This is a genomic window from Mesorhizobium sp. CNPSo 4688 (assembly GCF_057784295.1).
On sequence record NZ_JBWLUY010000002.1, the window covers coordinates 377,874 to 402,932 of the forward strand.

The following is a 25,059-nucleotide window of genomic DNA, read 5'->3' on the forward strand; positions in this document are numbered from 1 at the left end:
ATCATGCTCTAGGCAAGAAGGACACCCATCATGGCTTATGACGTCGTTATCATCGGATCGGGACCGGGCGGCTATGTCTGCGCTATCAAGGCGGCGCAACTCGGCCTGAAGGTCGCGGTGGTCGAGAAGAACGCCACTTTCGGCGGCACCTGCCTCAACATCGGCTGCATCCCGTCCAAGGCGCTGCTTTATGCCTCCGAGATGTTCGCGGAGGCCGGCCATTCCTTCGATACGCTGGGCGTCGAGATACCGGCGCCGAAACTCAATCTGAAGAAGATGATGGCGCACAAGGACGCGACCGTTTCGGCCAACGTCAACGGCGTCGCCTTCCTGTTTAAGAAGAACAAGATCGACTCGTTCCGCGGCACCGGCAAGGTGGTCGCCGCTGGCAAGGTCTCGATGACGGCTGAGGACGGCAAGGTCGAGGAGATCGAGACGAAGAACATCGTAATTGCCACTGGCTCGGATGTCGCCGGCATTCCCGGCGTCAAGGTCGACATCGACGAGAAGGTGATCCTGTCGTCGACCGGCGCCCTGTCGCTGGCCAAGGTGCCGGAGCGACTGGTGGTGGTCGGCGGCGGCGTCATCGGGCTCGAGCTGGGCTCGGTATGGGCGCGGCTCGGCGCCAAGGTCACCGTGGTCGAGTTCCTCGACACCATCCTGGGCGGCATGGACGGCGAGGTGTCCAAGCAGTTCCAGCGCCTGCTGTCCAAGCAAGGCTTCGAGTTCAAGCTCGGCGCCAAGGTCACCGGGGTCACCAAGGCCAAGAAGGGCGCGACGGTAACTTTCGAGCCGGTCAAGGGCGGGGCGGCCGAGACCATCGAGGCCGACGCGGTGCTGATCTCGACCGGACGCCGGGCCTATTCCGACAGTCTCGGGCTGAAGGAAGCCGGCGTCGAGGTCGACGAGCGCGGCCGGGTCAAGACCGACGGGCATCTCAGGACCAACGTCGCCGGCATCTACGCCATCGGCGATGTCATCGCCGGACCGATGCTGGCGCACAAGGCGGAGGATGAAGGCGTGGCGGTTGCCGAGACCATTGCCGGCCAGGCAGGCCATGTGAACTACGACGTCATCCCGAGTGTCGTCTACACCAGCCCGGAAATCGCTTCGGTCGGCAAGACCGAGGAGGAGCTGAAGAAGGCCGGCATCGATTACAAGATCGGCAAATTCCCGTTCACCGCCAACGGCCGCGCGCGCGCCATGCTGCACACCGACGGCTTCGTGAAGATCCTCGCCGACAAGGTCAGCGACCGGGTGCTCGGCGTCCACATTGTCGGCTTCGGCGCCGGCGAGATGATCCATGAGGCTGCGGTACTGATGGAGTTCGGCGGCTCGTCCGAAGACCTAGCCCGCACCTGCCACGCGCACCCGACCATGTCGGAAGCGGTCAAGGAAGCGGCGCTGGCCACGTTCTTCAAGCCGATCCATATCTAGGAATTGCTGGAGGGACAGCACTCCTCCTCTGTCCGGCAGAGGAGGGCGGTGAAGGATCGCGACGCTCGCCAAGAGGCCCCTAAAAATAAAACGGCCCGCTTTGCAGCGGGCCGTTCTTCGTTGAAATCAGGGGCCTGATCAGTTGGCCGGTGCGGGCGCCGGCGCCGGGGCCGGAGCAGGCGCGGGAGCCGGGGCTGGTGCCGGTGCCGGAGCGGGCTCAGGCGCCGGGGCTGGCGCGGGAGCCGGTTCGGCGGGCTTCATCGGCTCAGCTGGTGCAGGCGCAGGTGCCGGTGTGCTGGCTGCCGGCGGCTCGGCGGGTGCCGGAGGCTCGCCGCTTCTTCCAAAAACATAGTACGCGACAATCGCAAGGATGACGACGACCAGCGCGATCAGCCAGCCGCTGCCACCGCCCGATTTGGGCGCCGGGCCCGGGTCGTTAGGGTTCGACATAAAAGTGTCCTCCGTGGATGAAAAGCATCAAACAACACCCATCAACGCGCAACCGTTGAACGGGTTTCATACTAGGCCTGGAAATCGCCGAACGCAGGAAAATTCTGATCTGCAACCGGTCGGTGGCCTGTATTTCCCCCGCAAAATCAATCGCGAGTGAGCAAAAAAGAGCTTACCTGTCCTTTTTCGCCAAGAATAGTGCCAACCTGGTCTTCGGACCGCGAATCAGCTGCGGACCCAGACACAACCGAGCCTTGCGTGATTCGGCAGGCAAGGAGCCGCGCAGATCAGTCGACGGCAGTGACAGTATAGCCGGCTTTGCGAAAATCCTCCACCAGGCCTTCGGGGCCGGGAAGATGCAGGGCGCCGACCGCCATGAAGGCGTTGCCCTTGGCCAGGATCGGCTGGGCATGGTCGACCATCACCTTGTTGCGGTCGGTGATCATGGCCTGCTCGAAGGCGGCGTACCCTGCGGCGTCGTCCTCTTCGCCTGGGGACATTGACCGCAGGAGCGGCCAGAACGTGCCGGTGTCGCCGCGCTGGTAGAGCATGATCATGGTCTCGTTGATGTCGTTTATCTTGTCGCCGAGCTTCAGGGTTTCAACCAGCCCCTTGATGTGAAAGGCGATCGGCAGCGAAGCCATGGCGCGGAGCTGGCCGGCGGCGGTTTCCAGGCCTTCCACCGGCTTTCCATTAGCCTTGGCCTCCTCAGCCAGCTTGACGTCGAGAACCGACGCGCCGCCTGCCTGGCGGGCGACCTCGCAGACCGGCAGCGCGACCATGGCCGACAGCAGCCACGGCTTCATCTTGGAGACGCTCGCCGGCGGAATGCCGCGCGCATCGAGCCCCTTGTTCACCACCGCCGCATCCTCCGGCGACAACAGCGACGACAGCGTGGTGCTGTCGGTGAACATCATCAGCTCGGGCTCCTTGAGCATGGCCTCCATCATCTTCTGCTTGTCGAGCACATCGGTGGTTTCGATGATGATGGTGCCGGCGTCGTCGTAGGCCCGCTTGGCGGCCGGCGGCAGCGCGGTCACGCGCGGGTCGGTCATGTGCATGGTGCCGAACAGGAAGGATGGCTTTTCGCCTGATTTTTCCAGCTTCCACAATAGGCCCTTGCCATTCAGCGTCGCCGCCGCCTCGGTCTCGATCCTGGCATAGGTGGCGGGGTCGTCCTTCTGCAGGGCCGACAGCAGATCAGCGCCGGTGCAGACCGGGACGTCGGCATGCGCCTTACCGGCGGCGAGCAGCAGCACGATGAGGAAAGACAGGAAAAACAGCGCGTTGAGCGCGACAAGCAGCTTCAGCGACGCAAGGGCCGCGCGGTCGGCGATGGCGATGACGCGTTTCATGATCGCTTTTCTAGGACCGAAAAGCGGCGAAACGGTTAATCGGCGCCGCAAATTTGAAGAGTTCACGCCCTTGGGTGGGCGGACTCATAGATTTCGAGCAGCCTTGCGGTGTCGACGCCGGTGTAGACCTGTGTCGTCGACAGGCTGGCGTGGCCGAGTAGCTCCTGGATGGTGCGCAAGTCACCGCCGCGGCCGAGCAGATGGGTGGCGAAGGAGTGGCGCAGCGCGTGCGGGGTGGCGGTATCCGGCAGGTTGAGCGCCGAGCGCAGTTTGGCCATGTCGCGCTGGACGATGGCCGGATTGAGCGGTCCGCCGCGGGCGCCGCGAAACAAAAGGCCCTTGGGGTCGAGATGGTAGGGGCACAGTTTGCGGTATTCGGCGATGGCGCGCAGCGCCACCGGCAGCACCGGCACCAGCCGCGTCTTGCCGCCCTTGCCGGTGACGCGCAGCACGGTGTCGGCTTCCGAGGCCAGGTCGACGGCACTGAGGCCAAGCGCTTCGGAAATGCGCAGGCCCGAACCGTAGAGCAGCGTCAGCACGGCGGCGTTGCGGGCGGCGATCCAGGGCTCCTCCGCCAATTGGCCTTCCACCGAGACGACATGTTTTGCGTCGCTGGCGGTGAGCGGCTTGGGCAGCGATTTCGGCTGGCGCGGCGCGCGCAGTGCTGCTGCTCCCGCTGCGTTGGCGAGACCGCGCCGTTCGAGGAAACGCAGCAACGAGCGGATGCCGGCAAGACCCCGGCCGAGCGTGCGGGCGCCGGCGCCGGCGTTGCGCCGCGCGGCAAGAAAGCCACGCAGATCGGCCGGGCGCAGCGTGGCGATGTCGGCAATGCCGGGCGAGCCGCCGCAATGTCCGGTGAGGAAATGCAGGAACTGTCTGGTATCGCGCTCGTAGGCTTCGACCGTCGCCGGCGACAGCCGGCGTTCGCGGGCCAGCATCTTCAGCCAGCTCTCGCGCGCTGCCTGGAGGTCGGGTTTTGCCGGGATGAGAAATTCCTGCATGCGGCCATTGTCAGACAGCCGGGTTAGGAAGCGGTGAAGAAGCTGTCATTGAAATGGCCACGGGAGGGCGTTAGAGCAGGGCAAAGGACATCAGCCATGAGCAAGCCCCAGAACCCCGTCCAGATGGCCGTGATCGGCGCCGCCCACGGTATCAAGGGCGAACTCAGGGTGAAGACCTTCACCGGCGAGCCGCTGGCGCTGGCCGATTACGGGCCGCTCTACGCCAAGGACGGCCGCGCCTTCCAGATCATCGACATAAGGCCCGCCAACACGGTCGTCGTGGTGCGCTTCAAGGGCATTGCCGACCGCAATGCCGCCGAGGCGCTGGCTGGCACTGAGCTGTTCGTCGACCGCTCGATGCTGCCGGACGATGGCGAGGAGGACGAGTTCTACCACGCCGATCTCGTCGGGCTCGAGGTCCGCGACGACAAGGACGCTGTCATCGGCAAGGTGGTCGCCGTGCACAATTTCGGTGGCGGCGACATTCTCGACGTTACACTCGGCGGGCGCAAAGGCGTGCTGATCCCGTTCACCCAGGCCGCCGTGCCACAGGTGGTGGTTGCCGAGGGCTTTGTCCGCGTCGATCCGGCCGCCGCCGGCCTGATCGACGACGAGGACGGCGATGCGCCGCGCGAGGAGGGCTTCGACGCGAAGGGCCGGCCGCGCGGACCCAAGGACGCCGGAGGCAACCGGTGACGTTCAAGGCATCGGTGCTGACGCTCTATCCCGAGATGTTTCCGGGTCCGCTCGGCGTGTCGCTGGCCGGGCGGGCGCTGGAGGCAGGTACGTGGTCCCTGGAAGCGGTCCAGATCCGTACCTTCGCCGAGGATCGCCACCACACGGTCGACGACACACCGGCCGGCGGCGGCGCTGGTATGGTGATGCGCGCCGATGTGCTGGCCAAGGCGATCGACCACACGGCGCCAGAGGGCGATCCGCGGCCAAAACTGCTGATGAGCCCGCGCGGCAAACCGCTGACGCAGGCGCGCGTGCGCGAGCTTGCGGCCGGGCCGGGCGCCGTCATCGTCTGCGGCCGCTTCGAAGGCGTCGACCAGCGGCTGATCGAGGCGCGGAACCTGGAGGAGGTCTCCATCGGCGACTTCATCCTCTCCGGCGGCGAGCCGGCCGCCCTTGTGCTGCTCGACGCCGTGGTGCGGCTGTTGCCCGGCGTCATGGGCAATGCGGTGTCGGGCGAAGAGGAAAGCTTTGAGAACGGCCTGCTCGAACATCCGCACTACACGCGGCCACAGGAATTTGAGGGCAGGCCGATCCCCGAGGTCCTGGTCTCCGGCAACCACAAGAAGATTGCTGCCTGGCGCCGGACGGAATCCGAGAAGCTGACCAAGGAGCGGCGGCCGGATTTACTGGGCGCTCACCCCTTGGTGAAGTAGTAGAACGCCAGAAACAGGCCGACGGCGACGACAAAGCCGCGCACCGCGTTTTGCGGCACGCGCTTGGCGATCCAGACGCCGGCATAGCCGCCGAGCGCGCCGCCGGGGATCATGACGATCGCCTGCGGCCAGGCGACGACGCCGCCTCCGACGAAGACCAGTATGGCAACGGCGGCGATGACCACGGCCAGCATGTTCTTCAGCGCATTCAGCCGGTGATAGTCGCCGGCCTGGGTCAGGCCGAGCGTCGCCAGCATCATCACGCCCATGCCGGCGCCGAAGAAGCCGCCATAGATGGCGGTGGCGAACTGCGCCAGCGAACCGGCCAGCGAGCCGACCGTGGCTTCATGCCCAGGCTTCGGCGCCGGTTTCAGCCACGGCCCGGCGGCGAACAAGGCGGTTGCGGCCAGCAGCAGCCACGGAACCATGACGCGGAAAGACGGGTTGGACAGCGCCAGCAGGATGAAGGCACCGGCCAGCGCGCCGGCGGCCGAGATCAGGCAGAGCAGCAGCGCGCCGCGCCAGAAATGCTTGATGTCGGTCCAGTAGGCGAGCGTCGAGGTGATGTAGCCCGGAAACTGCGTCACCGAGGAGGTGGCGTTGGCGACGATCGGCGGTACGCCGACCAGCGACATGGCGCCGAAGGTGATGAAGGTGCCGCCGCCGGCGACCGCGTTGCATGCGCCCGACAGAAAGCCTGCCGCAAACAGCAGGGCCGCGTCGAGAACGGACATGTCGAAAATCGTCATGAGAGTGGCGCCGGACAAGTATGCGTCGTCCGGCTTAGGAAGCTTGGAGGGTCGGCGCAACCCTGCACTGGACGATTGCGTGGTGGCATGCGACCAAAAAAGACAGGGCCAAGGCGTGACAAACAGGTGAAATAGCTGTATGTGCCCGCCCGAACCGGAAGAAATATCTACCGGACCCGTCAACAATGACGGTGTAGTCGCCCCTGCCCAATGTTTCGACAAAGGGCATAGCCGAGCGGTCAATGGAACTGCAAGGCGAGTGTCGGACGCTCTGACTGTCGGAAGAACAAGAAGTGGACTATTGAGATGGATATCATCCGTCAGCTCGAGGCCGAACAGGCCGCCAAGATCGAAGCCAAGCGCAAGCTTCCCGAATTCCAGCCCGGCGACACCGTGCGCGTCCAGGTCCGCGTGACCGAAGGCACCCGCACCCGCGTCCAGGCCTACGAGGGCGTCGTCATCGCCCGCTCCGGCGCCGGCTTCCAGGAAAACTTCACCGTCCGCAAGATCTCCTATGGCGAAGGCGTCGAGCGCGTTTTCCCGGTCTTCTCGCCGATGGTCGAGGGCGTCGAGATCGTGCGCCGCGGCAAGGTGCGCCGCGCCAAACTCTATTACCTGCGCGACCGTCGCGGCAAGTCGGCCCGTATTTCGGAAAACACCGGCGTGCGCGCCCGCAAGCTGAACGATGAGGAGCGCGATGCGCTGAACGCCGAGAAGGCCCGCATCGAAGCCGAGAAGGTAGCCGCCGCCCAGGCGCTGGCCGCCGAGACGGCCGCCAAGGAAGCCGCCGAGAAGAAGGCCGCCGACGAAGCTGAAGCAGCAGCCAAGGCCGCCGCGGAAACGACCCCGGCCGAATAAGATCTCGACCAAGGATTTTGAAAAGGCGGCTTCGGCCGCCTTTTTTCGTTTGGCGAACAGTTCTTCATGGTTGCGGACACCTTGGCGATTGGCCGAGACATCTGTGCTTCGTCATCCACGGGCGAAGCAAGGAGCGCAGCGACGCGGCGCAGACCCGAGGATCCATGCCGCGACCTCCAGGCGTCGCGCGGTGCAGAACCGACTCTGGTGAGCGCCACCGTCATTCTGAACCGCTGTGCCCGTGTCGACCGTCACGGCATGGATCCTAGGGTTTCCGCGACGGCGCTTCGCGACTGCTCCACCCTAGGATGACGAAGTCCGGGATTCCGGCCGTCGTTCAAAGATAGCGAAAACACAGCAGCGAGAGGCTTGATAGTCCATTACATTGTGTACTAAATAATCGTGTACAAGATAATTGGAGAACTGACATGGCACTCTACACCACACAGGCCCGCGTCACCGGCGGCCGCGCCGGCCATGGCGAAACCAGCGACGGCCTGCTCAAGATCGACCTCGCTTTGCCTAGGGAGCTCGGCGGGCAGGGTGGCGCCACCAATCCCGAGCAGCTGTTCGCGGTCGGCTATGCCGCGTGCTTCGAAAGCGCCATCCGCTTCGTCGCGCGCAAGCAGAAGCTGCCGCTCACGGATGCGGCGGTGAATGCCACCGTCAGCCTGCTTCCCAATGGCGAAGGCTTCAAGCTCGGTGTCGCGCTCGCCGCCGAGACGAAGGGCCTTGATCAGGAGGCGGCGGAAGCGCTTGTATCGGAAGCGCACAAGATCTGCCCCTATTCGAACGCGATCAGGGGCAATGTCGAGGTGGCGCTTTCGACAGTGGCGCTTGCGGCAAAGGCAGCATGACGACGAAGACCGAAATCAGAGCAAGTGAAGTCCCGGCGGATACCGCCGGGACGATTGCTGTTCCGCGCCTCGACCAGCAGCTCTGCTTCGCGCTCTATTCGGCGAGCGGGCTGATGACCAAGCTCTATCGGCCGCTGCTCGACCCGCTCGGCCTCACCTATCCGCAATATCTGGCGATGCTGGCGCTGTGGCAGCATGCGCCGAGCACGGTCGGCGAGCTCGGCGAGGCCCTGGGGCTCGATTCGGCGACGCTGACGCCGCTGCTCAAGCGAATGGAAGCGGGTGGTCTCGTCACCCGCCGGCGCGATCCGGCCGACGAGCGCCGCGTGCTGGTTGAACCGACAGCCAAAGGCCAGGCGCTGCGCGCCCGAATCAAGGATGTGTCAGCGGGGCTCGCATGCGCCATGCCGCTGGAAGTCGACGAGCTGAGATCGCTGCACCGCACCTTGACCGGCTTTGTCGCAAAATTGCGTGACGCGACGTCAACACCCTGACCCTTCATTTGACGGTTTCCCTTCTGTCCGGGAGCGGCCTGGTTAGCCATGGCGGGTCACGGAAGAAATGCCGGCCGCGAGGCGTTCTAAAACCGCGCCGGTTGAAGGCATTGGAATCCACTTTCACCGGACGCTAAGCACCGGACCGGCTTGCAAGCCGTCTGCGGACGGCTAAAGTCGCGCCTGGATTTTCATGTGAGCCCGGCTGCAAGCGGGCTTCTCATCCTGGAGTGTATCATGACCAAATCGAAACTGCTGCTGGCCGGCCTGCTGGCCTGTTTCCTCGCGCCCGTCGCTGCATGGGCGGCCGATGCGCTGCCCGACCTCGGCGGCAAGAAGGTGGTGGTGGTGACGGAAAACGCCTATCCGCCGCTGCAGTTCATCGACCCCAAGACCGGCAAGCAGATCGGCTGGGAATATGACGCGATGGACGAGATCGCCAAGCGGCTGAACTTCAAGGTCGAGTACCAGAACACCTCCTGGGATGCGATGATCCAGGCGGTTTCCGACAACCAGTACAACATCGGCATGACCGGCATCACCATCAAGGACGACCGCAAGGAGAAGGTCGATTTCTCCGACCCCTATATGCGTTCGGAACAGTTCATGCTGGTGCGCGGCGACGAAAGCCGCTTCACCGACGCCAAGACCTTCGCCGACTTCAAGGACGGGCTGATCGGCGCACAGGCCGGAACCACGCCGTTCTACACCGCCGTCTACAGCGTGCTCGACGGCAATGAGCAGAACCCGCGCATCAAACTGTTCGAGACGTTCGGCGCCACCGTGCAGGCGCTGAAGTCGGGCGATGTCGATGTCGTGCTGACTGACGGCACCGCCGGCAAGGGCTATGTCGATGCCTCCGAAGGCAAGCTCAAGCTGATCGGTGGACCGCTCGGCACCGAGGATTTCGGCTTCATCTTCCCGAAAGGCTCGGACCTGGTGAAACCGGTCAACGCCGCGATCGCCGCGCTCAAAGCCGACGGCACGCTGGAAGCGCTGAACAAGAAGTGGTTCCTTGATTACAAGATGGGGCAGTGATGTCCGACGCCTTACCTTCCCCCTTGTGGGGAGGGTCGATCCGCGAAGCGGGGTGGGGGTGCCAGCGCCGGCGCCTTGTCACCACCCCCACCCCGGCTCACCAGCTTTGCGATGCAAAGCTTGTTCGCCGACCCTCCCCACAAGGGGAAGGGTAAAGCGCCCTGATGGCCACGCCCCCCGTCTCCGCCCCCAAAGCCGACTTCCCCTGGTGGCTTGCCGCCGCGATCGTGCTTGCCGTCTTGGCCGCGCTCTTTATTGCCGCCAGCGATCTTTACGCCCAGGTTTTCGCCACCGTCGCCAAGGGCATCGGCATCACCGTCTTCGTCACCGTGGTCGCCTTTGCGCTGGCCTCGGCCATTGGGCTCGGCATCGCCTTGATGGGGCTGTCGGGGTCGCGCTGGCTCAGACAAATCGCGCGCTTCTATGTCGAGATCATCCGTGGCGTACCGATCCTGGTGCTGCTGTTCTGGATCGCCTTTGCCGGTGCGCCGGCTTTCGTGGCGGCATGGAACGCGCTGATCGCGCCGCTGCAAAACGCCGGCCTGATGGGCGAGCTTTTGGTGCGTGACGTCTCGCTGCTGTGGCGCGCCGTCATGGCGCTGACCATCGGCTATTCGGCCTTCATATCCGAGGTCTTTCGCGCCGGCATCCAGTCGGTGGAGAAGGGCCAGATCGAGGCGGCCAAGGCGCTCGGGCTATCGCGCACGCAGCGCTTCCGGCTGATCGTCTTCCCGCAGGCGATCCGCACCATATTGCCGCCGCTCGGCAATGACTTCGTCGCCATGGTCAAGGATTCCTCGCTCGTCTCGGTGCTCGGCGTCGCCGACATCACCCAGATGGGCAAGATCTACGCCGCAGGCTCGTTCCGCTTCTTCGAGACCTATTCGATCGTCGCCTATATCTATCTCATCCTGACCGTCGGCCTGTCGCTGGCGCTGCGGGCGCTGGAGAAGCGGCTGCGCCGCGCGCACGAGAAATAGAAGTCCCGCGGAGACTGGGCTACGATCGAGACCAGATACTGCCGGGAGGATGCAAGCGATGAATGTCGACAAGGCCAACGCGGCGCTGGACTCCGTCTATTCGGCCGACACGCCGGAAGGGCTGGCCAAGGCCTATGCCGACTGGGCCGCGACCTATGACAGCGAGACCGCCTCGCTTGGCTATCTCTTGCCGTTCCTGATCACCGCCTGGGTGGCGCGCCATGTGCCGGCAGGCGAGGGCCCGCTGCTCGACGCCGGCTGCGGCACCGGCCTGTCGGGCCCGTCGCTCAAGGCGCTTGGCTATCACGACATTGCCGGGCTCGATCTCTCCGACGACATGCTGAAGATCGCCGGCAGCCGCAATGCCTATGGCGAGCTGAAACGGGCCATGCTTGGCGGCCCACTGCCTTGGCCCGACGGACATTTCCGCGCCTTCTTCTCGACCGGCGTGTTCACCATCAGCCATGCGCCGGCATCCGGCCTGCACGAGCTTGTGCGCATCACCAGGAAGGGTGGCCACGCCATTTTCACCGTGCGCGACCAGGTGTTCGAAAGCGGCGGCTTTCAAGCCGTCTTTGATGAACTCACGACAGCGAACAAATGGCGGCTCGTCGAGCAAAGCCCGTGGTTCCGCTGCTACGCCATCGCCGAGCCGGATGCACTGGTGAAGACCTTTGTGTTCGAGGTGCTTTGAGCGGCGAGTTTGCCCACCTTGGCGCCCTTCCTCTCCCTCCGGAGGGGGAGAGGTGGCGCTGCGAAGCAGCGACGGAGTGGGGGAAGCCGCTCGTCAATCGCGCCGCCGCTGACAACTCACCATGGCTCAATCAAAGCGAAGCATCATCCCGGTTTTAAGCAACAACGGCAGAGCCAGATCGACCCCCACTCCGTCGAGCTTCGCTCGACACCTCTCCCCCGATCGACGGGGGAGAGGAAAGGCGCGAGTTCGCCGACCTTGGCGCTCTTCCTCTCCTCCGAAGTGCGGAAGTGAGGGCGAGTAACGCACGTTTCTGCTGAGCTCTCCGCAATTGCCGAAAAGCCAAAACATTGGTATGAGCCACGCCATGGAAGAGCTTTTTGGCGATCCGGCCTATAAGGGTTTCGTGCTGCAGGACAGAAAACGTCTGCCGTCGCGTTTCTCCGCGCGCGTTTCGGGCGCGCTTACCAGCCGACTTAGCTGAGCCGTCCGGCGCGCCGGCCGTTATCCGGCGCCTCATCTCTTCCCTTTTTGCAAATCGACGGATTTACGCACATGAGCGCACCGCGCACCCTCTACGACAAGATATTCGACGACCATGTCGTCGACCGCCAGGACGACGGCACCTGCCTGCTCTATATCGACCGCCACCTCGTCCATGAAGTGACCAGCCCGCAGGCCTTCGAAGGCCTGCGCATGAGCGGCCGCAAAGTCCGGCATCCGGAAAAGACGCTGGCCGTGGTCGACCACAATGTATCGACCTCGCCCGAGCGCAAGTTCGGCATCAAGAACGAGGAAAGTCGCATCCAGGTCGAGGCCTTGGCCAAGAACGCCAAGGATTTCGGCGTCGAGTATTATTCCGAAAACGATATCCGCCAAGGCATCGTCCACATTATCGGACCGGAGCAAGGCTTTACGCTGCCGGGCATGACCATCGTCTGCGGCGACAGCCACACCTCCACGCATGGCGCCTTCGGCGCGCTGGCGCATGGCATCGGCACGTCGGAAGTCGAGCATGTGCTGGCAACGCAGACGCTTATTCAACGCAAGGCCAAGAACATGCTGGTGCGCGTCGACGGCCAGCTGCCGGAAGGCGTCACCGCCAAGGACATCATCCTGGCCATCATCGGCGAGATCGGCACCGCCGGCGGCACCGGCTATGTCATCGAATATGCCGGCGAGGCGATCCGCGCGCTGTCGATGGAAGGCCGCATGACGATCTGCAACATGTCGATCGAGGGCGGCGCCCGCGCCGGCCTGATCGCGGCCGACGAAACGACCTTCGCCTACGTCAAGGACAAGCCGCGCGCGCCGAAAGGCGCTGCCTGGGATGCCGCGCTCGAATACTGGAAGACACTGCAGTCCGACGAGGGCGCGCATTTCGACAAGGTAGTCGTGCTCGACGCGGCCAAGCTGCCGCCGATCGTCTCCTGGGGCTCGTCGCCCGAGGACGTGGTTTCGGTGCAGGGCGTCGTTCCCAATCCGGAAGAGATCACGGACGAAAACAAGCGCACCTCGAAGATCCGCGCGCTCGACTATATGGGACTGACGCCTGGAACCAAGATCACCGACATCACGCTCGATCGCGTCTTCATCGGCTCCTGCACCAATGGCCGCATCGAGGATCTGCGCGCGGTGGCCAAGGTGGTCGAAGGCAAGACCGTGAGTGCGCATGTCGATGCGATGATCGTGCCGGGCTCCGGCCTGGTCAAGGAACAGGCGGAAGCCGAGGGTCTGGACAAGATCTTCATCGCCGCCGGTTTCGACTGGCGCGAGCCGGGCTGCTCGATGTGCCTCGCCATGAACGACGACCGGCTGAAGCCGCATGAGCGCTGCGCCTCGACCTCGAACCGCAATTTCGAGGGCCGGCAGGGCTTCAAGGGCCGCACCCATCTGGTGTCGCCGGCAATGGCGGCGGCGGCGGCGATCGCCGGCCATTTCGTCGACATCCGCGACTGGAAATAGTTTCCGGCGCGCAGTTCATAATCCATATCAGGCCCCGGACCGCATCGCGGTTCCGGGGTCCTTTTTCATCCGCTCTGCCCGCATATTCGCTCTGGCTTAACCGCTTGTTGGGGCTTGCGCACTAAGGTCTTCCCCGACGTCAAGCGGGGAAGTCACTGTCCTTTGGACACCGGTCTGTTCATTGCGCTGCTCAATCCGACGATCGCGCTGGCGCTCGGCGCGGCGTTCCTCGTGCTGTGGTTCTATCAGCGCCACCGGCCTTATCTGGCGGTGCTCGGCGTAAGCTATTGCCTGTCCGCGCCCGGCTTCCTGCTGCAGTATTTCACGCTGCCCGTCGGCATGGTGCTGACCAAGCTCGCCTCCAACCTCTGCTTCACCTTCGCCGCCTGCTGCCTCGTCGGCGCGATCATCTCGCGCTACGGCAGGCGTGTGCCGTATATCGCAATCGGTATTCTGACCGGCGGCGGGCTGGCCGCATTCTGCTGGTACATGTTCGTGGAGCCGGACCTCACCTGGCGCATCCTGTCCATCAATTTCGGCTTTGGCGGCCTCAGCCTGCTGGTCGCCGCCGAGCTGCGCGTCGTGCGCGACAATGGCCCGACCGAAAAGATCCTGTTCGTGCTGTCGCTGCTGTCCGGGCTGAACTTCATCGGCCGGACGCTGCTCGTCGTCATCTCGCACGGGGCCCTTCACCAGCTATGACGGGTTTTACGGCTCGTCTTACTGGACGACGGCACTGCTGACGCACGCACTGCTGTCGCTGCTGATCGCGCTCTGCCTGTTTTCGGCCGCAGCACTCGACGTTATGAAGGCGCTGAAGACGGAGACGCATACCGACCCGCTGTCCGGCCTGCTCAATCGCAGGGGGTTCGAGGAGCGCGCCTTGCTGGTGCTGCAACACTGCGCCGCCGCCAAGGTGCCGGTCGCGCTGGTGCTGGCCGACCTCGATCACTTCAAGGCGCTCAACGACCGCTACGGACACGCCGCGGGCGACCAGGTGATCGCCGACTTCGCGGCCAAGCTTCGTGCCGCCGCCGGCGCGCGCGCCGTTGCCGGGCGCATCGGCGGCGAGGAGTTCGCCGTGCTTTTGTCGCTGAGCGACCTTGCCACGGCGCGGCTGTTTGCCGAAGCCGTGCGCACGCACTATTCGGCCGGCGGCGTCGACGGGTTGCCGCCGGGAACCAGGGTGACCGCGAGCTTCGGTGTCGCGGCACGCACCGGCGACGAAGGGCTGGAGCCGCTGATGCGACGCGCCGACGAGGCGCTCTACAAGGCCAAGAAGAACGGCCGCGACAGCGTGCGGCTGTCCTATGAGCGGGCCGAAACGGTGTTCATGCCGGATTCCGGCAGCGCCAGCTAGAACGCCTCGCCGTTTCACGGAAACGGCGAACTGCCCTATCTATTTGTTTGAGCATGATCTTAGCCGAAAACCGGATGCCACTTTTCGGGATCATGCTCGAAAGGGCGGCGTTAACGCCTTTTTCGCCCGTCGATGATTTGCTGTCGGCCCGAGCGCGAAAGAGGCCATGAGCAGCGCAGACGTCATTCTTGTCATCAACATGTGCGTTGCCGCCCTGCTGGCCGCGGCCTTCATGACGATCGCTGTTCATGGGGTCGGTCGTGCGGCGGCGCGCTGGCTGGCGTTCGGCTATGTCCTGGGCATAGTCTATTGTATCACCGAGTTCAGCATCCCGGCCTTCGCCAATGCGCGGCCCCCGGTTGTCGCCGCCTTTGCTGTTTTCCTCGCCGCCACCATCGCCTTCAACGGTGGGCTCGCCCGCAAATACGGTGTGACGCCGCCTTGGGTGCCGATGCTGGTCTTCCTGGTCTTCGCCACCGTCGCCGTCTATTTCGTGCAGGACCTGCCGCGGCAATCGCTTGTCCGCATGATGGCCTACCAGCTTCCCTATGCCGCCATGCAATTCACCGGGCTGGCCATCGTCTGGTCGTCGAGGCGAAGGCGCGGGTGGCTCGACACCATTTTGATGATCGTTCTGGCGGCCAGTGCGGTGCAGTTCGCCTCAAAGCCATTCATTGCCGGGGCTCTGGGCGGCTGGGGCGCCAACCCGCAGTCCTATCTGCAGAGCAGCTACGCCTTGGTGTCGCAGTCGCTGGGTACCGTGTTTGCGCTGGCGCTCGCGCTTCTGATACTGGCCGTGCTGGTTCGCGACGTGCTGGCCGAGGCGACGTCAAGGTCGGAAACCGACATGCTCTCGCAGCTGCTCAACCGCGGCGGCTTCGAGCGCCATGCCAAGCTGGCGCTACGCGACGCCGTGCGTCAGGGTGTTCCGGTGGCGCTGGTCATTGCCGATCTCGATCATTTCAAGGGCATCAACGACAGTTTCGGCCATGCATCCGGCGACCGCGTCATCGAGACCTTCGCCGGATTCCTGCGCGATGCCGCTGCCGACCATCATGTCGCCGGCCGCATCGGCGGTGAGGAGTTCGCCATCATCCTGCCGGGCACCAACCTTGCCGCCGCCAGGCTGTTTGCAGAGGGAACGCGCAGCGCCTTCGGCGCTTTGCCGATCGAGGGCCTGCCGGCCGACCACCGCTGCAGCGCCAGCTTCGGCGTCGCCGAACTTCATGCGGGGGAATATTTCTCCGACCTGCTGCGGCGCGCCGACGATGCGCTCTATCAGGCCAAGGGCTCAGGCCGCAACTGCGTCCGCGTCTCGACCGGGCTAACCATCGTACGGCAGCCGGCCACAAAGGCCGACCATAGCGATTGGTCTAGCGGCAAGGGCTGAGGTTGGGCATCTCGCCGTCGGAGAGGCCGTACATATAGGAGCGGCCCTTCACGAACACCGGCGGCTGATAGCAGCCACGTCTGGAGATGTGATCTGCCTCATCTTCATAAAGGACTTCCGGTTCTGCTTCCGGCTGGCCGGCGCTGGTGAAGTCGGACAATTTCTTGGCCAGTTTGCCTTCGCCGACGATGATGCGCTTGTAGCCGGCGGCGCTGTCGATGACGAGATTGCCGAAGGAATCGGCGTAGACGCGGTCATGATGGCGCGACCAGGCCATTGCCGGGGCGGCGAAGCCGAGACTGGCTGTCGCCAGCACAAGCGCCGCAAGGCGCGCTCTTCCTGAATTCGAAAGCATGGTGTCCTCTCTGCTCTGGACCCGTTCGAATCCGAAATTAACCTTTTATTAACCTTTGTTAAGAGGGCAGGTGCATCCAACGGCGATCTCTTGTCAAACATGGTTAATATCCGACGGGATGGAAAACCCGCCGGCCATCTTTCGGCCATGCTTGACCGCACCATCGACCGGAATTGGAACGACGCCCGGTGAGCTTGATCCTGGCGCAGCATCGCGGCTAGTTTGCCGCGCGGAGGACAACCATATGGCGTTACGCCGGGCCTATCGGATAACGCTTGCGCTTGTTGCCTTGCTGAGCACAGCTGCCTGCGTGCCGCAAAACAACGCGCCGAAGGCCGCAAGCGCTGCCGATCCCGCCGTCTCGATGGCCCCCGGCACACCTGTGACTGCCGCCCCCATCGCTGTCGAAGCGGCCGCGCCGCAACCGCGCACCGCGACCTACAATTGCGCCGGTGGCGGCAGGATCACCATCGACAATCTCGGCACATCGCTGCACGTGCTCAGCCCCGACGGCACTGCCGAGGATCTGCCGGCCTCCCCCGCCAACCAGAACAGCCGGTATGGCGCGGCCCATGACGCAATCGTGATCGACGGACGCGAGGCGCTGGTGATGAAGGGTGGGAAGACGCCCGTGACCTGCAAGCGCTGATAGGTGTGCTGATATTCAGATGAGACGGCTTACGAACGGTAGTCTCTCCGCGCAAGATTTCGCCGTGGTAATGGGACAATGAAATCTAACATGGGAAAACCCCAGCAACGACTGTCGTCGCGTCGGTAATAGCCGCTTGCACCGGTCTATAGATACTTCGTATGTCGTCCTGCCAGTAAGGACGCGGGAAGAACGCGGGAGCAATTGCGTGCAAGACGCCGATCCCCTAGATCATGCGACCCGATGCGTTCGGTAGGGGAATTCGCGTGATATCAGATCCAACCGCCTTCGAGCGCTATCGCAACACCGCCACCGAAAAGACCAACCTGCCGCGCCTGATAATCGGAACGGCCATCGTCGTCCTGTTCTGGGTGGCGATCACTTTGGTGGTGGTGCTTGGCGGCACCTATCTCGCCATCATCTGGCATGTATTGCCGGGCGATCCGCGCGGGCCGCTACAGGGCTTTCTGGCCTCGCCCATCGGGATACTCACCGCGCTCACCTCGTTTGCCGGTATCTGGCTCGGCCTTTGGCTCGCTATGCGTTTCGTCCATGGCGAGCCGCTGACCGCGCTTCTTGGCCCCAGCCGTCGCGTCTCCTGGCCCGGCTTCGTCAAGGGCCTGATCGCGGTGCTGATCACCTCGGCGCTCTCCGAAGTTCTGCTCTATTGCCTGCAGCCCGAAATCGCGCGCGGCACGATCAGCCTGCCGACATGGCTGCTGTTCCTGGTTCCGATCGTGGCGTTGACCCTGCTGCAGACTTCGTCGGAGGAGATGCTGTTTCGCGGCTATTTGCTGCGCGGCCTGGCGAAGCGCTTCGAGAGCCCGTACGTTTGGGCACTGCTGCCCGCCTTGCTGTTCACCTCCTTGCATTGGAGCCCGGATTCGAGCCTCGCCATCAACGCCTGCGTGCTGGCCTCGATCGCCGCCTTCGCTCTGCTGTTGACGCTGGTGGTCTATGTCACCGGCAATCTCGGCGCCGCCTTCGGCGCCCATCTCGGCAACAACCTCACCGGTTTCCTGCTAATCTCGCACCAGCAGAGCTACAATTCCTTCGCCCTGTTCAACGCCAAGCCGCTGGAAGGCCCCGACTGGACGACGACGGATGCGGTCATCATCGCCGCGATCGGCATCGTCTGCACCTTGCTGACGATCCTGCTGCTCCTGCACCCACGCTCGCCGCTGAAGGTCACGACAGACCTTCGGGATGCAGCCAGGGTGAACTGAGCCAGGATCGGCGCAGAGACCCGGCAAGCCGCCCAAGTCTTGACTCTTCGGCCGATTTCCTGTCTACAGCCCCGAATTCCGCGACGAGTATCCCTCCGAGCAAGCCGACCAGGACGCCAAAACCTCTTTGAGGTGGGTGCTGTAAACAGATCCTGGAGGCCAACACCCGGCAGCGCTGAGCGCCCCCGGGTGCTTTTTGGCTTTGCGCTTGCCCGGGCTTTGTTTGGACAAGCTCTTTTGTTTGGACACTTGGCGCGAACGCATTACCTCTCGGATCGAACCCCGAACCGAGATCGAAGGATGACAGATGTTTGAATCACTTCAGGAGCGCCTTGGCTCCATCCTGAACGGCCTGACCGGCCGCGGCGCGCTGTCGGAGGCGGATGTCTCGGCGGCGCTGCGCGAGGTGCGCCGTGCGCTGCTTGAGGCTGACGTGGCGCTGGAAGTGGTGCGTTCCTTCACCGACAAGGTGCGCGAGAAGGCTGTCGGCGCCGCGGTCGTCAAGTCGATCAAGCCCGGACAGATGGTCGTCAAGATCGTCCATGACGAGCTGGTCGACATGCTGGGCGCCGAAGGCGTCGCCGTCGACCTCAATGCGCCGGCCCCCGTCGTCATCATGATGGTCGGCCTGCAGGGCTCCGGCAAGACGACGACCTCGGCCAAGATCGCCAAGCGGCTGACCGAGCGCCAGAACAAGAAGGTCCTGATGGCCTCGCTCGACACGCGGCGTCCCGCTGCGCAAGAGCAGCTCCGTCAGCTCGGCGAGCAGGTCAAGGTGGCGACGCTGCCGGTCATATCAGGCCAGAATCCGGTCGATATCGCCCGGCGCGCCGTGCAGGCGGCCAAGCTCGGCGGCCATGACGTTGTCATCCTCGACACCGCCGGCCGTACCCACATTGACGAGCCGCTGATGGTCGAGATGGCCGACATCAAGAAGGTGTCGAGCCCGCACGAGATCCTGCTGGTCGCCGACTCGCTGACCGGCCAGGACGCCGTCAACCTGGCCAAGAGCTTCGACGAGCGCGTCGGCATCACCGGCCTGGTGCTGACCCGCATGGACGGCGACGGCCGCGGCGGTGCAGCACTTTCGATGCGCGCCGTAACCGGCAAGCCGATCAAGCTGATCGGCACCGGCGAAAAGATGGACGGGCTGGAGGAATTCCATCCCAAGCGCATCGCCGACCGCATCCTCGGCATGGGCGACATTGTCAGCCTGGTCGAAAAAGCAGCCGAAAACATCGACGCCGAGCAGGCGGCGGCGATGGCCAAGAAGATGCAGTCGGGCAAGTTCGATTTGAACGATCTTGCCGGCCAGCTTCAGCAAATGTCGAAAATGGGCGGCATGGGCGGCATCATGGGAATGATGCCCGGCATGGGCAAGATGAAGGACCAGCTGGCCGCCGCCGGCCTCGACGACAAGATGTTCGGCCGCCAACTCGCCATCATCTCGTCGATGACCAAGGCCGAGCGCGCCAATCCCGATATTTTGAAACACTCGCGCAAAAAGCGCATTGCCGCCGGCTCCGGCACCGACGCCGCCGAAATCAACAAGCTCTTGAAGATGCATCGCGGCATGGCCGACATGATGAAGGCGATGGGCGGCAAGGGCAAAGGCGGCGGCCTGATGCGCGGCATGATGGGCGGCCTGGCCTCCAAGATGGGCCTCGGCGGCATGATGCCTGGGGGCATGGGTGGCGGCATGCCGGACCTCTCCAAGATGGACCCCAAGCAGCTCGAAGCCTTGCAGAAGCAGGCGCAGGCCGCCGGCCTTGGCGGCATGAAGGGCCTACCCAGTGGTCTTCCCGGCGGCGGTGGCCTTCCCGGCCTGCCTGGTGGCATGAAACTTCCGGGGCTTCCCGGCCTCGGCGGCGGCGGACTGCCCGGCCTCGGCAAGAAGAAGTGAGGACGCTATGAACGAAGAAAAGGACATGGCCGACGCCCGCATCATCTTGGCCGGCTATCGCGCTTCGATCGACAACATCGATGCCGCCCTCATCCACATGCTGGCCGAGCGCTTCCGCTGCACCAAGGCGGTCGGCGTTCTGAAGGCCGAGCATGGCCTGCCGCCGGCCGACCCGGCGCGCGAGCAGCAGCAGATCACCCGCCTTCGCCAGTTGGCGAAGGATGCTCATCTCGACCCCGATTTCGCGGAAAAATTCCTCAACTTCGTCGTCCGCGAAGTGATCCGCCATCACGAGCAGATCGCCGCGTCCAACGGCGCAAGCAAAGCCGGCTAATCATTAGCCAAACCCTATCAATGAAATCAGAGCTTTTAGGAGAAATGAAATGGCACTGAAGATCAGACTGGCCCGCGCGGGCTCAAAGAAGCGTCCTTACTACCACGTCGTCATCGCCGACGCCCGTTCGCCGCGCGATGGCCGGTTCATCGAGTCGATCGGCTCGTGGAACCCGCTGCTGCCGAAGGACGGCGAGCGCGTCAAGGTCGACGCCGACCGCGTCAAGCACTGGCTGTCGCACGGCGCCCAGCCGACCGACCGCGTTCTGCGCTTCCTCGACGAGGCCGGCTTGCTCAAGCGCGAAGCCCGCTCCAACCCGAAGAAGGCCGAGCCGGGCAAGAAAGCGCAGGAACGCGCCGCTCTGCTGAAGAAGGCCCAGGAAGACGCAGCTGCAGCCGTTGCCGCGGCTGCAGCGGCCCCGGCCGAGGCGGAAGCCGCCACCGCCGAGTAAGCGTTCGCTTCATCGCTTTAAGAAAAAGGCGGGCCTAGGCCCGCCGTTTTTCGTTGACGTCCGCTCAATAGCCATCCGGGCAGCGGGCGATATAGACACGCCCATAGCGGTCCCGATAGCGGCAACGGTCCGGTTCGTTGGCCCGGCCGATCAGTGCTCCTGCGACGGCGCCAACCGCGCCACCAACGACGGCCCCTTCCACGGGATCATTTGCGACCGCAGCGCCTATGGCCGCTCCGCCCAGACCGCCGACCGCCGCGCCTTTTTCCGTTTGCGAACAGGCGCCGAGCGCCGTTGCCAAGACCAGAATAGTAAGAATTTTCTTCATTGTCGTTCCTCTCCAACGGGAAGCGCCTCCACGCGCCTTGGCTCGACAACGCATGACACGGTGAATTGATCCATTGGAGGGAACGATGCGTTCCGGCCCATCCGGCCGGTGCGGCTCGTCCTACTTCTCGGTCGCCCTTTTCAGATTGGCGAGGCCGACCTCGAAATCCTTGCCGATCAGTGTATCGAAATTCATGAACAGGCCCATCAGCTTGGCAATGAAGGGCCGGCTGCCGCGCATCGCCCAGGTGACGCTGGTGGCGTCACCGGTCGGCTTCAGCGTGAAGTCGACGCTGTTGTTGGCCCGGAACGGCTTCTCGAAGTCGAGCTTCAGCGATACCAGCGAGGATGGCACGGAATTGACGATCTCCATGCGCCCCTTGCCGGCCTTGGCATTGCCTTCCCAGGCATAGGCGGCGCCCTTGCCGGCATCAGTGCCCGACAGCGTGCGCTTCATCCCCGGGTCGAGCTTTTCATAGGGCGACCATTCGGGCCAGCGCTTGAAATCGTTGATCAGCGGAAAGATCGCCTCCGGCGCGGCCTTGATACTGGCCGTGCGGGCGGTGCCGAAATCATTCGGCCGCGTCGCGGCATAGACAAGGACGGCGGCGATGATGACGACCAGGATGATGAGGATGGTGCTGAGCATCTTTTTCTCTCCTTCGTGCTTAGCGGCTGAACGGGATCAGGGCACGCACCCGTGGGTCGCGCAGATACAGGCCGCCCCACAGGATGATGCCGAGATAGACGCCGAACAGCGTGTGCGAGAACAACGGGCTGCCGACGCGCATATTGGTGGCGATGGCGCCGCCGAGATAGCCGGTCAGCAGAATGGCGCCGAGCACCGAAGTGCGCGGCAGCGCATAGAGCGCCGTCGAGATCAGGCCGATGACGCCGAGCAGGCGCGCGACATTGACATCGGCCGGCCAGCCGAGCGGCACCATGGTCTGGGTGACGACATCGAGCGGCGGCAGCTTGATGACGCCATCGAAGATCATGAACAGGACGATAAGGCCGCTGAGCACGCGGCCGGTCCACAGGGTGCCCGACGAGACGGGCGTGGTTTGAGAAATGCTCACGGGTGTTCCCTCCTTGGCGATTTGAGCCGTTTGCTGGCTTCGGACCAAGGACGAGCGATAGGGTCGCGATCCTACAGGGTCCGGATTCTTTTTGGATCGAACACAGCTTGGGCGAGCCATAGCGCCTTCGTCATCAACGGGCTTGACCAGAGGATCAATCGCCAAGGGCGCAGTCATCTAGGTCGAGGCGTGAGCGGACTATCGGCGTTCACCAGTCACGGCTATTGATGCTGTCAGGCGAAAGACGAGACGAAATGACCGGCGAGACCGATCTAAAAAAGCTGCTGGCGGCGATGACGCCAGAACTGCTGCCCGGCGTTTATGTGTTCGTCACCCTGCCGTCCGATGCACCGGTTCCCGACACGCTCAATCCGCTGATGATCTTTCGCGAGAAGGAAGGCACGACGTTGATCCTGCGCGAAGACGAGGCCGCCGGCCTGCAAGCCGACTTCCGCTGCCGCATGATAACGCTGAACATCCATTCGTCGCTGGAAGCGGTCGGCTTCCTCGCCGCCATCACCGCCCGCCTTGCCGCCGCCGGCATGGGCGTCAATCCGGTCTCGGCCTTTTATCACGACCATCTGTTTGTGCCTGCTGACCGGGCCGACGAAGCGATGGAGTTGTTACGTCAATTGGCCAGGGACAGTGCCGGCTGAGCTATCAAGCTCGGCGCACGTAAAAAATATCCGGCAGGCCTTCTTCGTTGGTCGTGCCGTCGCCGAATGCCTCGGCGCGAAAGCCGTGACGCTCGTAGAAGCGCCGGGCGCCGGTGTTGGACTGGAAGCAGTGTAGCTTCACCACGGGCAGCGCGGCGGTCGCTTGCGTCAACAGCCGGCTGCCGATGCCTTGGCCCGTCCAGTCCGGGTCGAGATAAAGCTGCTCCACCCAATCGCCCCTGACGGCAATGAAGCCGACAATTGCCTTGTCGACCTCGCCGACCGTCACCTGCTGCCTGGGCAGCACGATGTCGCGGATGAAGGCAAGATCCTCGGCTGGCGTGTGGATGACCGGCATCCAGTCGAACGAACCGAGCGCTGCCCGCATGATAATGGCGATGGCGGTGGCGTCGGAAGCGGCGGCCGGGCGCAGGGTAATATCTATGGGCTGAGTGCTGGTCATGAAGACAACGCCAACGTCTCACTCCGCTTGAGCGCCCCTCATCCGTCTCGGCGCTACGCGCCGATCCACCGCTCGGGGGCGAGCCGCGGTCTCGCCCCGTCCTTCGGACCCCCCAAGGGGGAAGAAAGAAACGCCCGGCCGGAGGCCGAGCCCGCGACTGCAGGCCGCCAGCTTTCCGGCGCCCCCGCGGAGGGCCCGCCGCGGCAGCGGCGGAACAGCCCGCGAGCGCTAATTGAACAGCCGTCAGGCCGCCTTCTTCTTCGGCTGGATCAGGCCGCGCTCGACCAGCAGTTCGGCGATCTGCACCGCATTGAGCGCCGCGCCCTTGCGCAGATTGTCGGCGACGATCCACATCGACAGGCCGTTGTCGATGGTCGAATCCTCACGGATGCGCGAGATAAAGGTGGCGTCCTCGCCGGCCGATTCGAGCGGCGTGATGTAGCCGCCATCCTCGCGCTTGTCCAAGACCTGGCAGCCCGGCGCCTCGCGCAGGATATCACGCGCTTCGTCAGCGGTGATAGGCTTTTCGAACTCGATGTTGACCGCTTCCGAATGACCGATGAACACCGGCACGCGCACGCAGGTCGCCGTCAGCTTGATCTTGGGGTCGAGCATCTTCTTGGTCTCGGCGACCATCTTCCACTCTTCCTTGGTGAAACCGTCGTCGAGGAAGACGTCGATATGCGGAATGACGTTGAAAGCGATGCGCTTGGTGAACTTCTTGACGTCGACCTGGTCGGCGACGAACACCGCGCGCGTCTGCGTGAACAGCTCGTCCATGCCTTCCTTGCCGGCGCCTGACACCGACTGGTAGGTGGCGACAACGACGCGCTTGATGGTGGCGAAGTCGTGCAGCGGCTTCAGCGCCACGACCAGCTGTGCCGTCGAGCAGTTCGGGTTGGCGATGATGTTCTTGCGCGAAAACAGCGAGATCGCGTCCGGGTTCACTTCCGGCACGATCAGCGGCACGTCCTGGTCGTAGCGGAAGGCCGACGAATTATCGATGACGACGCAGCCCTGCTTGCCGATCTTGGGCGACCATTCCTTGGAGACATTGCCGCCGGCCGACATGATGCAGATGTCGGTGTCGGAAAAATCATACTGGTCGAGCGTCTTGACCTTCAGCGTACGGTCGCCGAACGACACTTCGGTGCCTTGGCTGCGCCGCGAGGCCAGTGCCACCACTTCGCTTACCGGAAAGCCGCGCTCTTCCAGTATGTTGAGCATTTCGCGGCCCACATTGCCCGTGGCGCCGACTACTGCAACCTTGAAACTCATAAAGATCTCCTGTCCCTCTCCGCCTGGTTTTTGGAGAAAACCCGCCGGCCAATGCGGGTTCCGTCCCCCGGGCCGGACCCGGGAGAGGGTGGTTAGGCCAAGGGAATCACACCGTTTTGGTGGTGGTTTTGGCCATGGTTTTGGTTGAACGGTAAGACGCGCGAACGCGCCCGGCCAGATGATTGTGGCCGGGGAAGTCGAATGCAAGAAGCGCCATCAGAAGGCCGCGCATCGAAAATGATCCCGTTCGATGCCGGCTTTTACGCGGTTTGCGTCAGGAGTCAATTGCAGCGAGGCACTCGCGTGCCCTGTACATTGG

27 protein-coding genes and 1 pseudogene are annotated in these 25,059 nt (G+C 63.9%); 18 read left to right on the top strand and 10 right to left on the bottom strand.

The features are described from left to right. Nucleotides 1–30 precede the first annotated feature (30 nt). On the top strand, nt 31–1,437 hold the full coding sequence (gene lpdA / locus AC04SH_RS04880) for a dihydrolipoyl dehydrogenase (protein ID WP_488574132.1): 1,407 nt from the start codon (nt 31–33) through the stop codon (nt 1,435–1,437). A gap of 737 nt (nt 1,438–2,174) precedes the next feature. On the opposite strand, the gene AC04SH_RS04885 is transcribed toward lpdA, so the two are convergent. Continuing rightward, entirely contained in the window at nt 2,175–3,242 is a 1,068-nt protein-coding gene (locus AC04SH_RS04885; RefSeq protein WP_488574133.1) for a TraB/GumN family protein, read from the bottom strand. Between the two features lie 62 nt (nt 3,243–3,304). Then, nucleotides 3,305–4,243: a tyrosine recombinase XerC gene (locus AC04SH_RS04890; protein WP_488574134.1), complete on the bottom strand. Its 939-nt coding sequence runs from the start codon at nt 4,241–4,243 to the stop codon at nt 3,305–3,307. Nucleotides 4,244–4,339: 96 nt separating this feature from the next. Here AC04SH_RS04890 and rimM point away from each other — a divergent pair, with 96 nt between their 5' ends. Together rimM and trmD are read left to right on the top strand one after the other, a co-directional pair. Further along, on the top strand, nt 4,340–4,939 hold the full coding sequence (gene rimM, locus AC04SH_RS04895; protein ID WP_488574135.1) for a ribosome maturation factor RimM: 600 nt from the start codon (nt 4,340–4,342) through the stop codon (nt 4,937–4,939). Then, a complete protein-coding gene (gene trmD / locus AC04SH_RS04900; RefSeq protein WP_488574136.1) occupies nt 4,936–5,634 on the top strand; it encodes a tRNA (guanosine(37)-N1)-methyltransferase TrmD in 699 nt (232 codons plus the stop codon). The genes rimM and trmD overlap by 4 nt, the downstream gene beginning before the upstream one ends. Here the strand turns inward: trmD and AC04SH_RS04905 are convergent. Continuing rightward, a complete protein-coding gene (locus AC04SH_RS04905) occupies nt 5,616–6,368 on the bottom strand; it encodes a sulfite exporter TauE/SafE family protein (RefSeq protein WP_488574253.1) in 753 nt (250 codons plus the stop codon). The genes trmD and AC04SH_RS04905 overlap by 19 nt on opposite strands. A 321-nt stretch (nt 6,369–6,689) precedes the next feature. On the opposite strand from AC04SH_RS04905, the gene rplS reads away from it, so the two are divergent. The 9 genes and pseudogenes from rplS (at nt 6,690) to AC04SH_RS04950 (ending at nt 16,019) form a co-directional block, all read left to right on the top strand. Further along, complete coding sequence (rplS, locus tag AC04SH_RS04910) at nt 6,690–7,241, top strand: 50S ribosomal protein L19 (protein WP_488574137.1); 552 nt, start codon at nt 6,690–6,692, stop codon at nt 7,239–7,241. A 428-nt stretch (nt 7,242–7,669) separates the two neighbouring features. Then, nucleotides 7,670–8,098 carry an organic hydroperoxide resistance protein gene (locus AC04SH_RS04915; RefSeq protein ID WP_488574138.1) on the top strand — a complete coding sequence of 143 codons (429 nt, stop codon included), beginning with the start codon at nt 7,670–7,672 and terminating at the stop codon, nt 8,096–8,098. Next, entirely contained in the window at nt 8,095–8,592 is a 498-nt protein-coding gene (locus AC04SH_RS04920; protein WP_488574139.1) for a MarR family winged helix-turn-helix transcriptional regulator, read from the top strand. Before AC04SH_RS04915 ends, AC04SH_RS04920 begins: the two co-directional genes overlap by 4 nt. A gap of 237 nt (nt 8,593–8,829) precedes the next feature. Next, complete coding sequence (locus tag AC04SH_RS04925; protein ID WP_488574140.1) at nt 8,830–9,630, top strand: basic amino acid ABC transporter substrate-binding protein; 801 nt, start codon at nt 8,830–8,832, stop codon at nt 9,628–9,630. 164 nt (nt 9,631–9,794) lie between these two features. Further along, nucleotides 9,795–10,610: an amino acid ABC transporter permease gene (locus AC04SH_RS04930; RefSeq protein ID WP_488574141.1), complete on the top strand. Its 816-nt coding sequence runs from the start codon at nt 9,795–9,797 to the stop codon at nt 10,608–10,610. Nucleotides 10,611–10,668: 58 nt separating this feature from the next. Further along, nucleotides 10,669–11,304 (top strand): class I SAM-dependent DNA methyltransferase, encoded by a 636-nt coding sequence (locus AC04SH_RS04935; RefSeq protein WP_488574142.1) that lies wholly within the window; start codon nt 10,669–10,671, stop codon nt 11,302–11,304. A 555-nt stretch (nt 11,305–11,859) separates the two neighbouring features. Continuing rightward, the gene (gene leuC, locus AC04SH_RS04940; protein ID WP_477232455.1) at nt 11,860–13,269 is read left to right on the top strand and encodes a 3-isopropylmalate dehydratase large subunit; all 1,410 of its coding nucleotides are present in this window, start codon (nt 11,860–11,862) and stop codon (nt 13,267–13,269) included. Nucleotides 13,270–13,431: 162 nt separating this feature from the next. Next, nucleotides 13,432–14,629, top strand: a pseudogene (locus AC04SH_RS04945) (GGDEF domain-containing protein). A 166-nt stretch (nt 14,630–14,795) separates the two neighbouring features. Beyond that, a complete protein-coding gene (locus tag AC04SH_RS04950; RefSeq protein ID WP_488574143.1) occupies nt 14,796–16,019 on the top strand; it encodes a GGDEF domain-containing protein in 1,224 nt (407 codons plus the stop codon). Here AC04SH_RS04950 and AC04SH_RS04955 read toward each other — a convergent pair. Then, entirely contained in the window at nt 16,003–16,374 is a 372-nt protein-coding gene (locus AC04SH_RS04955; protein ID WP_488574144.1) for a hypothetical protein, read from the bottom strand. The genes AC04SH_RS04950 and AC04SH_RS04955 overlap by 17 nt on opposite strands. A gap of 244 nt (nt 16,375–16,618) precedes the next feature. Here AC04SH_RS04955 and AC04SH_RS04960 point away from each other — a divergent pair, with 244 nt between their 5' ends. The 5 genes from AC04SH_RS04960 to rpsP all read left to right on the top strand — a co-directional run bounded on the left by AC04SH_RS04960 (nt 16,619) and on the right by rpsP (nt 20,937). Further along, entirely contained in the window at nt 16,619–17,023 is a 405-nt protein-coding gene (locus AC04SH_RS04960) for a hypothetical protein (protein WP_488574145.1), read from the top strand. A gap of 266 nt (nt 17,024–17,289) precedes the next feature. Continuing rightward, a complete protein-coding gene (locus AC04SH_RS04965; protein WP_488574146.1) occupies nt 17,290–18,249 on the top strand; it encodes a CPBP family intramembrane glutamic endopeptidase in 960 nt (319 codons plus the stop codon). Nucleotides 18,250–18,556: 307 nt separating this feature from the next. Continuing rightward, nucleotides 18,557–20,152: a signal recognition particle protein gene (ffh, locus tag AC04SH_RS04970; protein WP_488574147.1), complete on the top strand. Its 1,596-nt coding sequence runs from the start codon at nt 18,557–18,559 to the stop codon at nt 20,150–20,152. Between the two features lie 7 nt (nt 20,153–20,159). Beyond that, complete coding sequence (locus AC04SH_RS04975; RefSeq protein ID WP_112560129.1) at nt 20,160–20,486, top strand: chorismate mutase; 327 nt, start codon at nt 20,160–20,162, stop codon at nt 20,484–20,486. Between the two features lie 49 nt (nt 20,487–20,535). Then, nucleotides 20,536–20,937: a 30S ribosomal protein S16 gene (gene rpsP / locus AC04SH_RS04980; protein ID WP_112560130.1), complete on the top strand. Its 402-nt coding sequence runs from the start codon at nt 20,536–20,538 to the stop codon at nt 20,935–20,937. Nucleotides 20,938–21,001: 64 nt separating this feature from the next. Here rpsP and AC04SH_RS04985 read toward each other — a convergent pair whose 3' ends face one another. The 3 genes from AC04SH_RS04985 to AC04SH_RS04995 all read right to left on the bottom strand — a co-directional run bounded on the left by AC04SH_RS04985 (nt 21,002) and on the right by AC04SH_RS04995 (nt 22,343). Continuing rightward, on the bottom strand, nt 21,002–21,265 hold the full coding sequence (locus AC04SH_RS04985; protein WP_352586425.1) for a YMGG-like glycine zipper-containing protein: 264 nt from the start codon (nt 21,263–21,265) through the stop codon (nt 21,002–21,004). Nucleotides 21,266–21,385: 120 nt separating this feature from the next. After that, entirely contained in the window at nt 21,386–21,913 is a 528-nt protein-coding gene (locus AC04SH_RS04990; RefSeq protein ID WP_488574148.1) for an SRPBCC family protein, read from the bottom strand. Between the two features lie 19 nt (nt 21,914–21,932). Further along, complete coding sequence (locus AC04SH_RS04995; protein WP_488574149.1) at nt 21,933–22,343, bottom strand: DoxX family protein; 411 nt, start codon at nt 22,341–22,343, stop codon at nt 21,933–21,935. A 254-nt stretch (nt 22,344–22,597) separates the two neighbouring features. Between AC04SH_RS04995 and AC04SH_RS05000 the strand changes: the two genes are divergently transcribed. Next, nucleotides 22,598–22,999: an ACT domain-containing protein gene (locus AC04SH_RS05000; protein ID WP_488574150.1), complete on the top strand. Its 402-nt coding sequence runs from the start codon at nt 22,598–22,600 to the stop codon at nt 22,997–22,999. 4 nt (nt 23,000–23,003) lie between these two features. On the opposite strand, the gene AC04SH_RS05005 is transcribed toward AC04SH_RS05000, so the two are convergent. The 3 genes from AC04SH_RS05005 to AC04SH_RS05015 form a co-directional block, all read right to left on the bottom strand. Next, nucleotides 23,004–23,462, bottom strand: coding sequence for a GNAT family N-acetyltransferase (locus AC04SH_RS05005; protein ID WP_488574151.1), 459 nt, complete (start codon nt 23,460–23,462; stop codon nt 23,004–23,006). 243 nt (nt 23,463–23,705) lie between these two features. Then, nucleotides 23,706–24,740, bottom strand: a complete 1,035-nt coding sequence (locus tag AC04SH_RS05010; protein ID WP_192251342.1) for an aspartate-semialdehyde dehydrogenase — start codon at nt 24,738–24,740, stop codon at nt 23,706–23,708. A 106-nt stretch (nt 24,741–24,846) separates the two neighbouring features. Continuing rightward, a complete protein-coding gene (locus tag AC04SH_RS05015) occupies nt 24,847–24,972 on the bottom strand; it encodes a hypothetical protein (RefSeq protein ID WP_280951246.1) in 126 nt (41 codons plus the stop codon). Nucleotides 24,973–25,059 lie beyond the last annotated feature (87 nt).

What these genes read in the sequence shown, in the direction of transcription:
- AC04SH_RS04960 (WP_488574145.1), top strand. Translation starts at nt 16,619, where the DNA reads ATGGCGTTACGCCGGGCCTATCGGATAACGCTTGCGCTTGTTGCCTTG.
- AC04SH_RS04920 (WP_488574139.1), top strand. Translation starts at nt 8,095, where the DNA reads ATGACGACGAAGACCGAAATCAGAGCAAGTGAAGTCCCGGCGGATACC.
- rplS (WP_488574137.1), top strand. Translation starts at nt 6,690, where the DNA reads ATGGATATCATCCGTCAGCTCGAGGCCGAACAGGCCGCCAAGATCGAA.
- ffh (WP_488574147.1), top strand. Translation starts at nt 18,557, where the DNA reads ATGTTTGAATCACTTCAGGAGCGCCTTGGCTCCATCCTGAACGGCCTG.
- AC04SH_RS05000 (WP_488574150.1), top strand. Translation starts at nt 22,598, where the DNA reads ATGACCGGCGAGACCGATCTAAAAAAGCTGCTGGCGGCGATGACGCCA.
- AC04SH_RS05015 (WP_280951246.1), bottom strand. Translation starts at nt 24,972, where the DNA reads ATGCGCGGCCTTCTGATGGCGCTTCTTGCATTCGACTTCCCCGGCCAC.
- leuC (WP_477232455.1), top strand. Translation starts at nt 11,860, where the DNA reads ATGAGCGCACCGCGCACCCTCTACGACAAGATATTCGACGACCATGTC.
- AC04SH_RS04925 (WP_488574140.1), top strand. Translation starts at nt 8,830, where the DNA reads ATGACCAAATCGAAACTGCTGCTGGCCGGCCTGCTGGCCTGTTTCCTC.
- AC04SH_RS04885 (WP_488574133.1), bottom strand. Translation starts at nt 3,242, where the DNA reads ATGAAACGCGTCATCGCCATCGCCGACCGCGCGGCCCTTGCGTCGCTG.
- AC04SH_RS04990 (WP_488574148.1), bottom strand. Translation starts at nt 21,913, where the DNA reads ATGCTCAGCACCATCCTCATCATCCTGGTCGTCATCATCGCCGCCGTC.
- AC04SH_RS04915 (WP_488574138.1), top strand. Translation starts at nt 7,670, where the DNA reads ATGGCACTCTACACCACACAGGCCCGCGTCACCGGCGGCCGCGCCGGC.
- AC04SH_RS04935 (WP_488574142.1), top strand. Translation starts at nt 10,669, where the DNA reads ATGAATGTCGACAAGGCCAACGCGGCGCTGGACTCCGTCTATTCGGCC.
- rpsP (WP_112560130.1), top strand. Translation starts at nt 20,536, where the DNA reads ATGGCACTGAAGATCAGACTGGCCCGCGCGGGCTCAAAGAAGCGTCCT.
- AC04SH_RS04905 (WP_488574253.1), bottom strand. Translation starts at nt 6,368, where the DNA reads ATGTCCGTTCTCGACGCGGCCCTGCTGTTTGCGGCAGGCTTTCTGTCG.
- AC04SH_RS04930 (WP_488574141.1), top strand. Translation starts at nt 9,795, where the DNA reads ATGGCCACGCCCCCCGTCTCCGCCCCCAAAGCCGACTTCCCCTGGTGG.
- AC04SH_RS04975 (WP_112560129.1), top strand. Translation starts at nt 20,160, where the DNA reads ATGAACGAAGAAAAGGACATGGCCGACGCCCGCATCATCTTGGCCGGC.
- AC04SH_RS04985 (WP_352586425.1), bottom strand. Translation starts at nt 21,265, where the DNA reads ATGAAGAAAATTCTTACTATTCTGGTCTTGGCAACGGCGCTCGGCGCC.
- AC04SH_RS04955 (WP_488574144.1), bottom strand. Translation starts at nt 16,374, where the DNA reads ATGCTTTCGAATTCAGGAAGAGCGCGCCTTGCGGCGCTTGTGCTGGCG.
- AC04SH_RS05010 (WP_192251342.1), bottom strand. Translation starts at nt 24,740, where the DNA reads ATGAGTTTCAAGGTTGCAGTAGTCGGCGCCACGGGCAATGTGGGCCGC.
- AC04SH_RS04890 (WP_488574134.1), bottom strand. Translation starts at nt 4,243, where the DNA reads ATGCAGGAATTTCTCATCCCGGCAAAACCCGACCTCCAGGCAGCGCGC.
- rimM (WP_488574135.1), top strand. Translation starts at nt 4,340, where the DNA reads ATGAGCAAGCCCCAGAACCCCGTCCAGATGGCCGTGATCGGCGCCGCC.
- AC04SH_RS05005 (WP_488574151.1), bottom strand. Translation starts at nt 23,462, where the DNA reads ATGACCAGCACTCAGCCCATAGATATTACCCTGCGCCCGGCCGCCGCT.
- lpdA (WP_488574132.1), top strand. Translation starts at nt 31, where the DNA reads ATGGCTTATGACGTCGTTATCATCGGATCGGGACCGGGCGGCTATGTC.
- AC04SH_RS04950 (WP_488574143.1), top strand. Translation starts at nt 14,796, where the DNA reads ATGAGCAGCGCAGACGTCATTCTTGTCATCAACATGTGCGTTGCCGCC.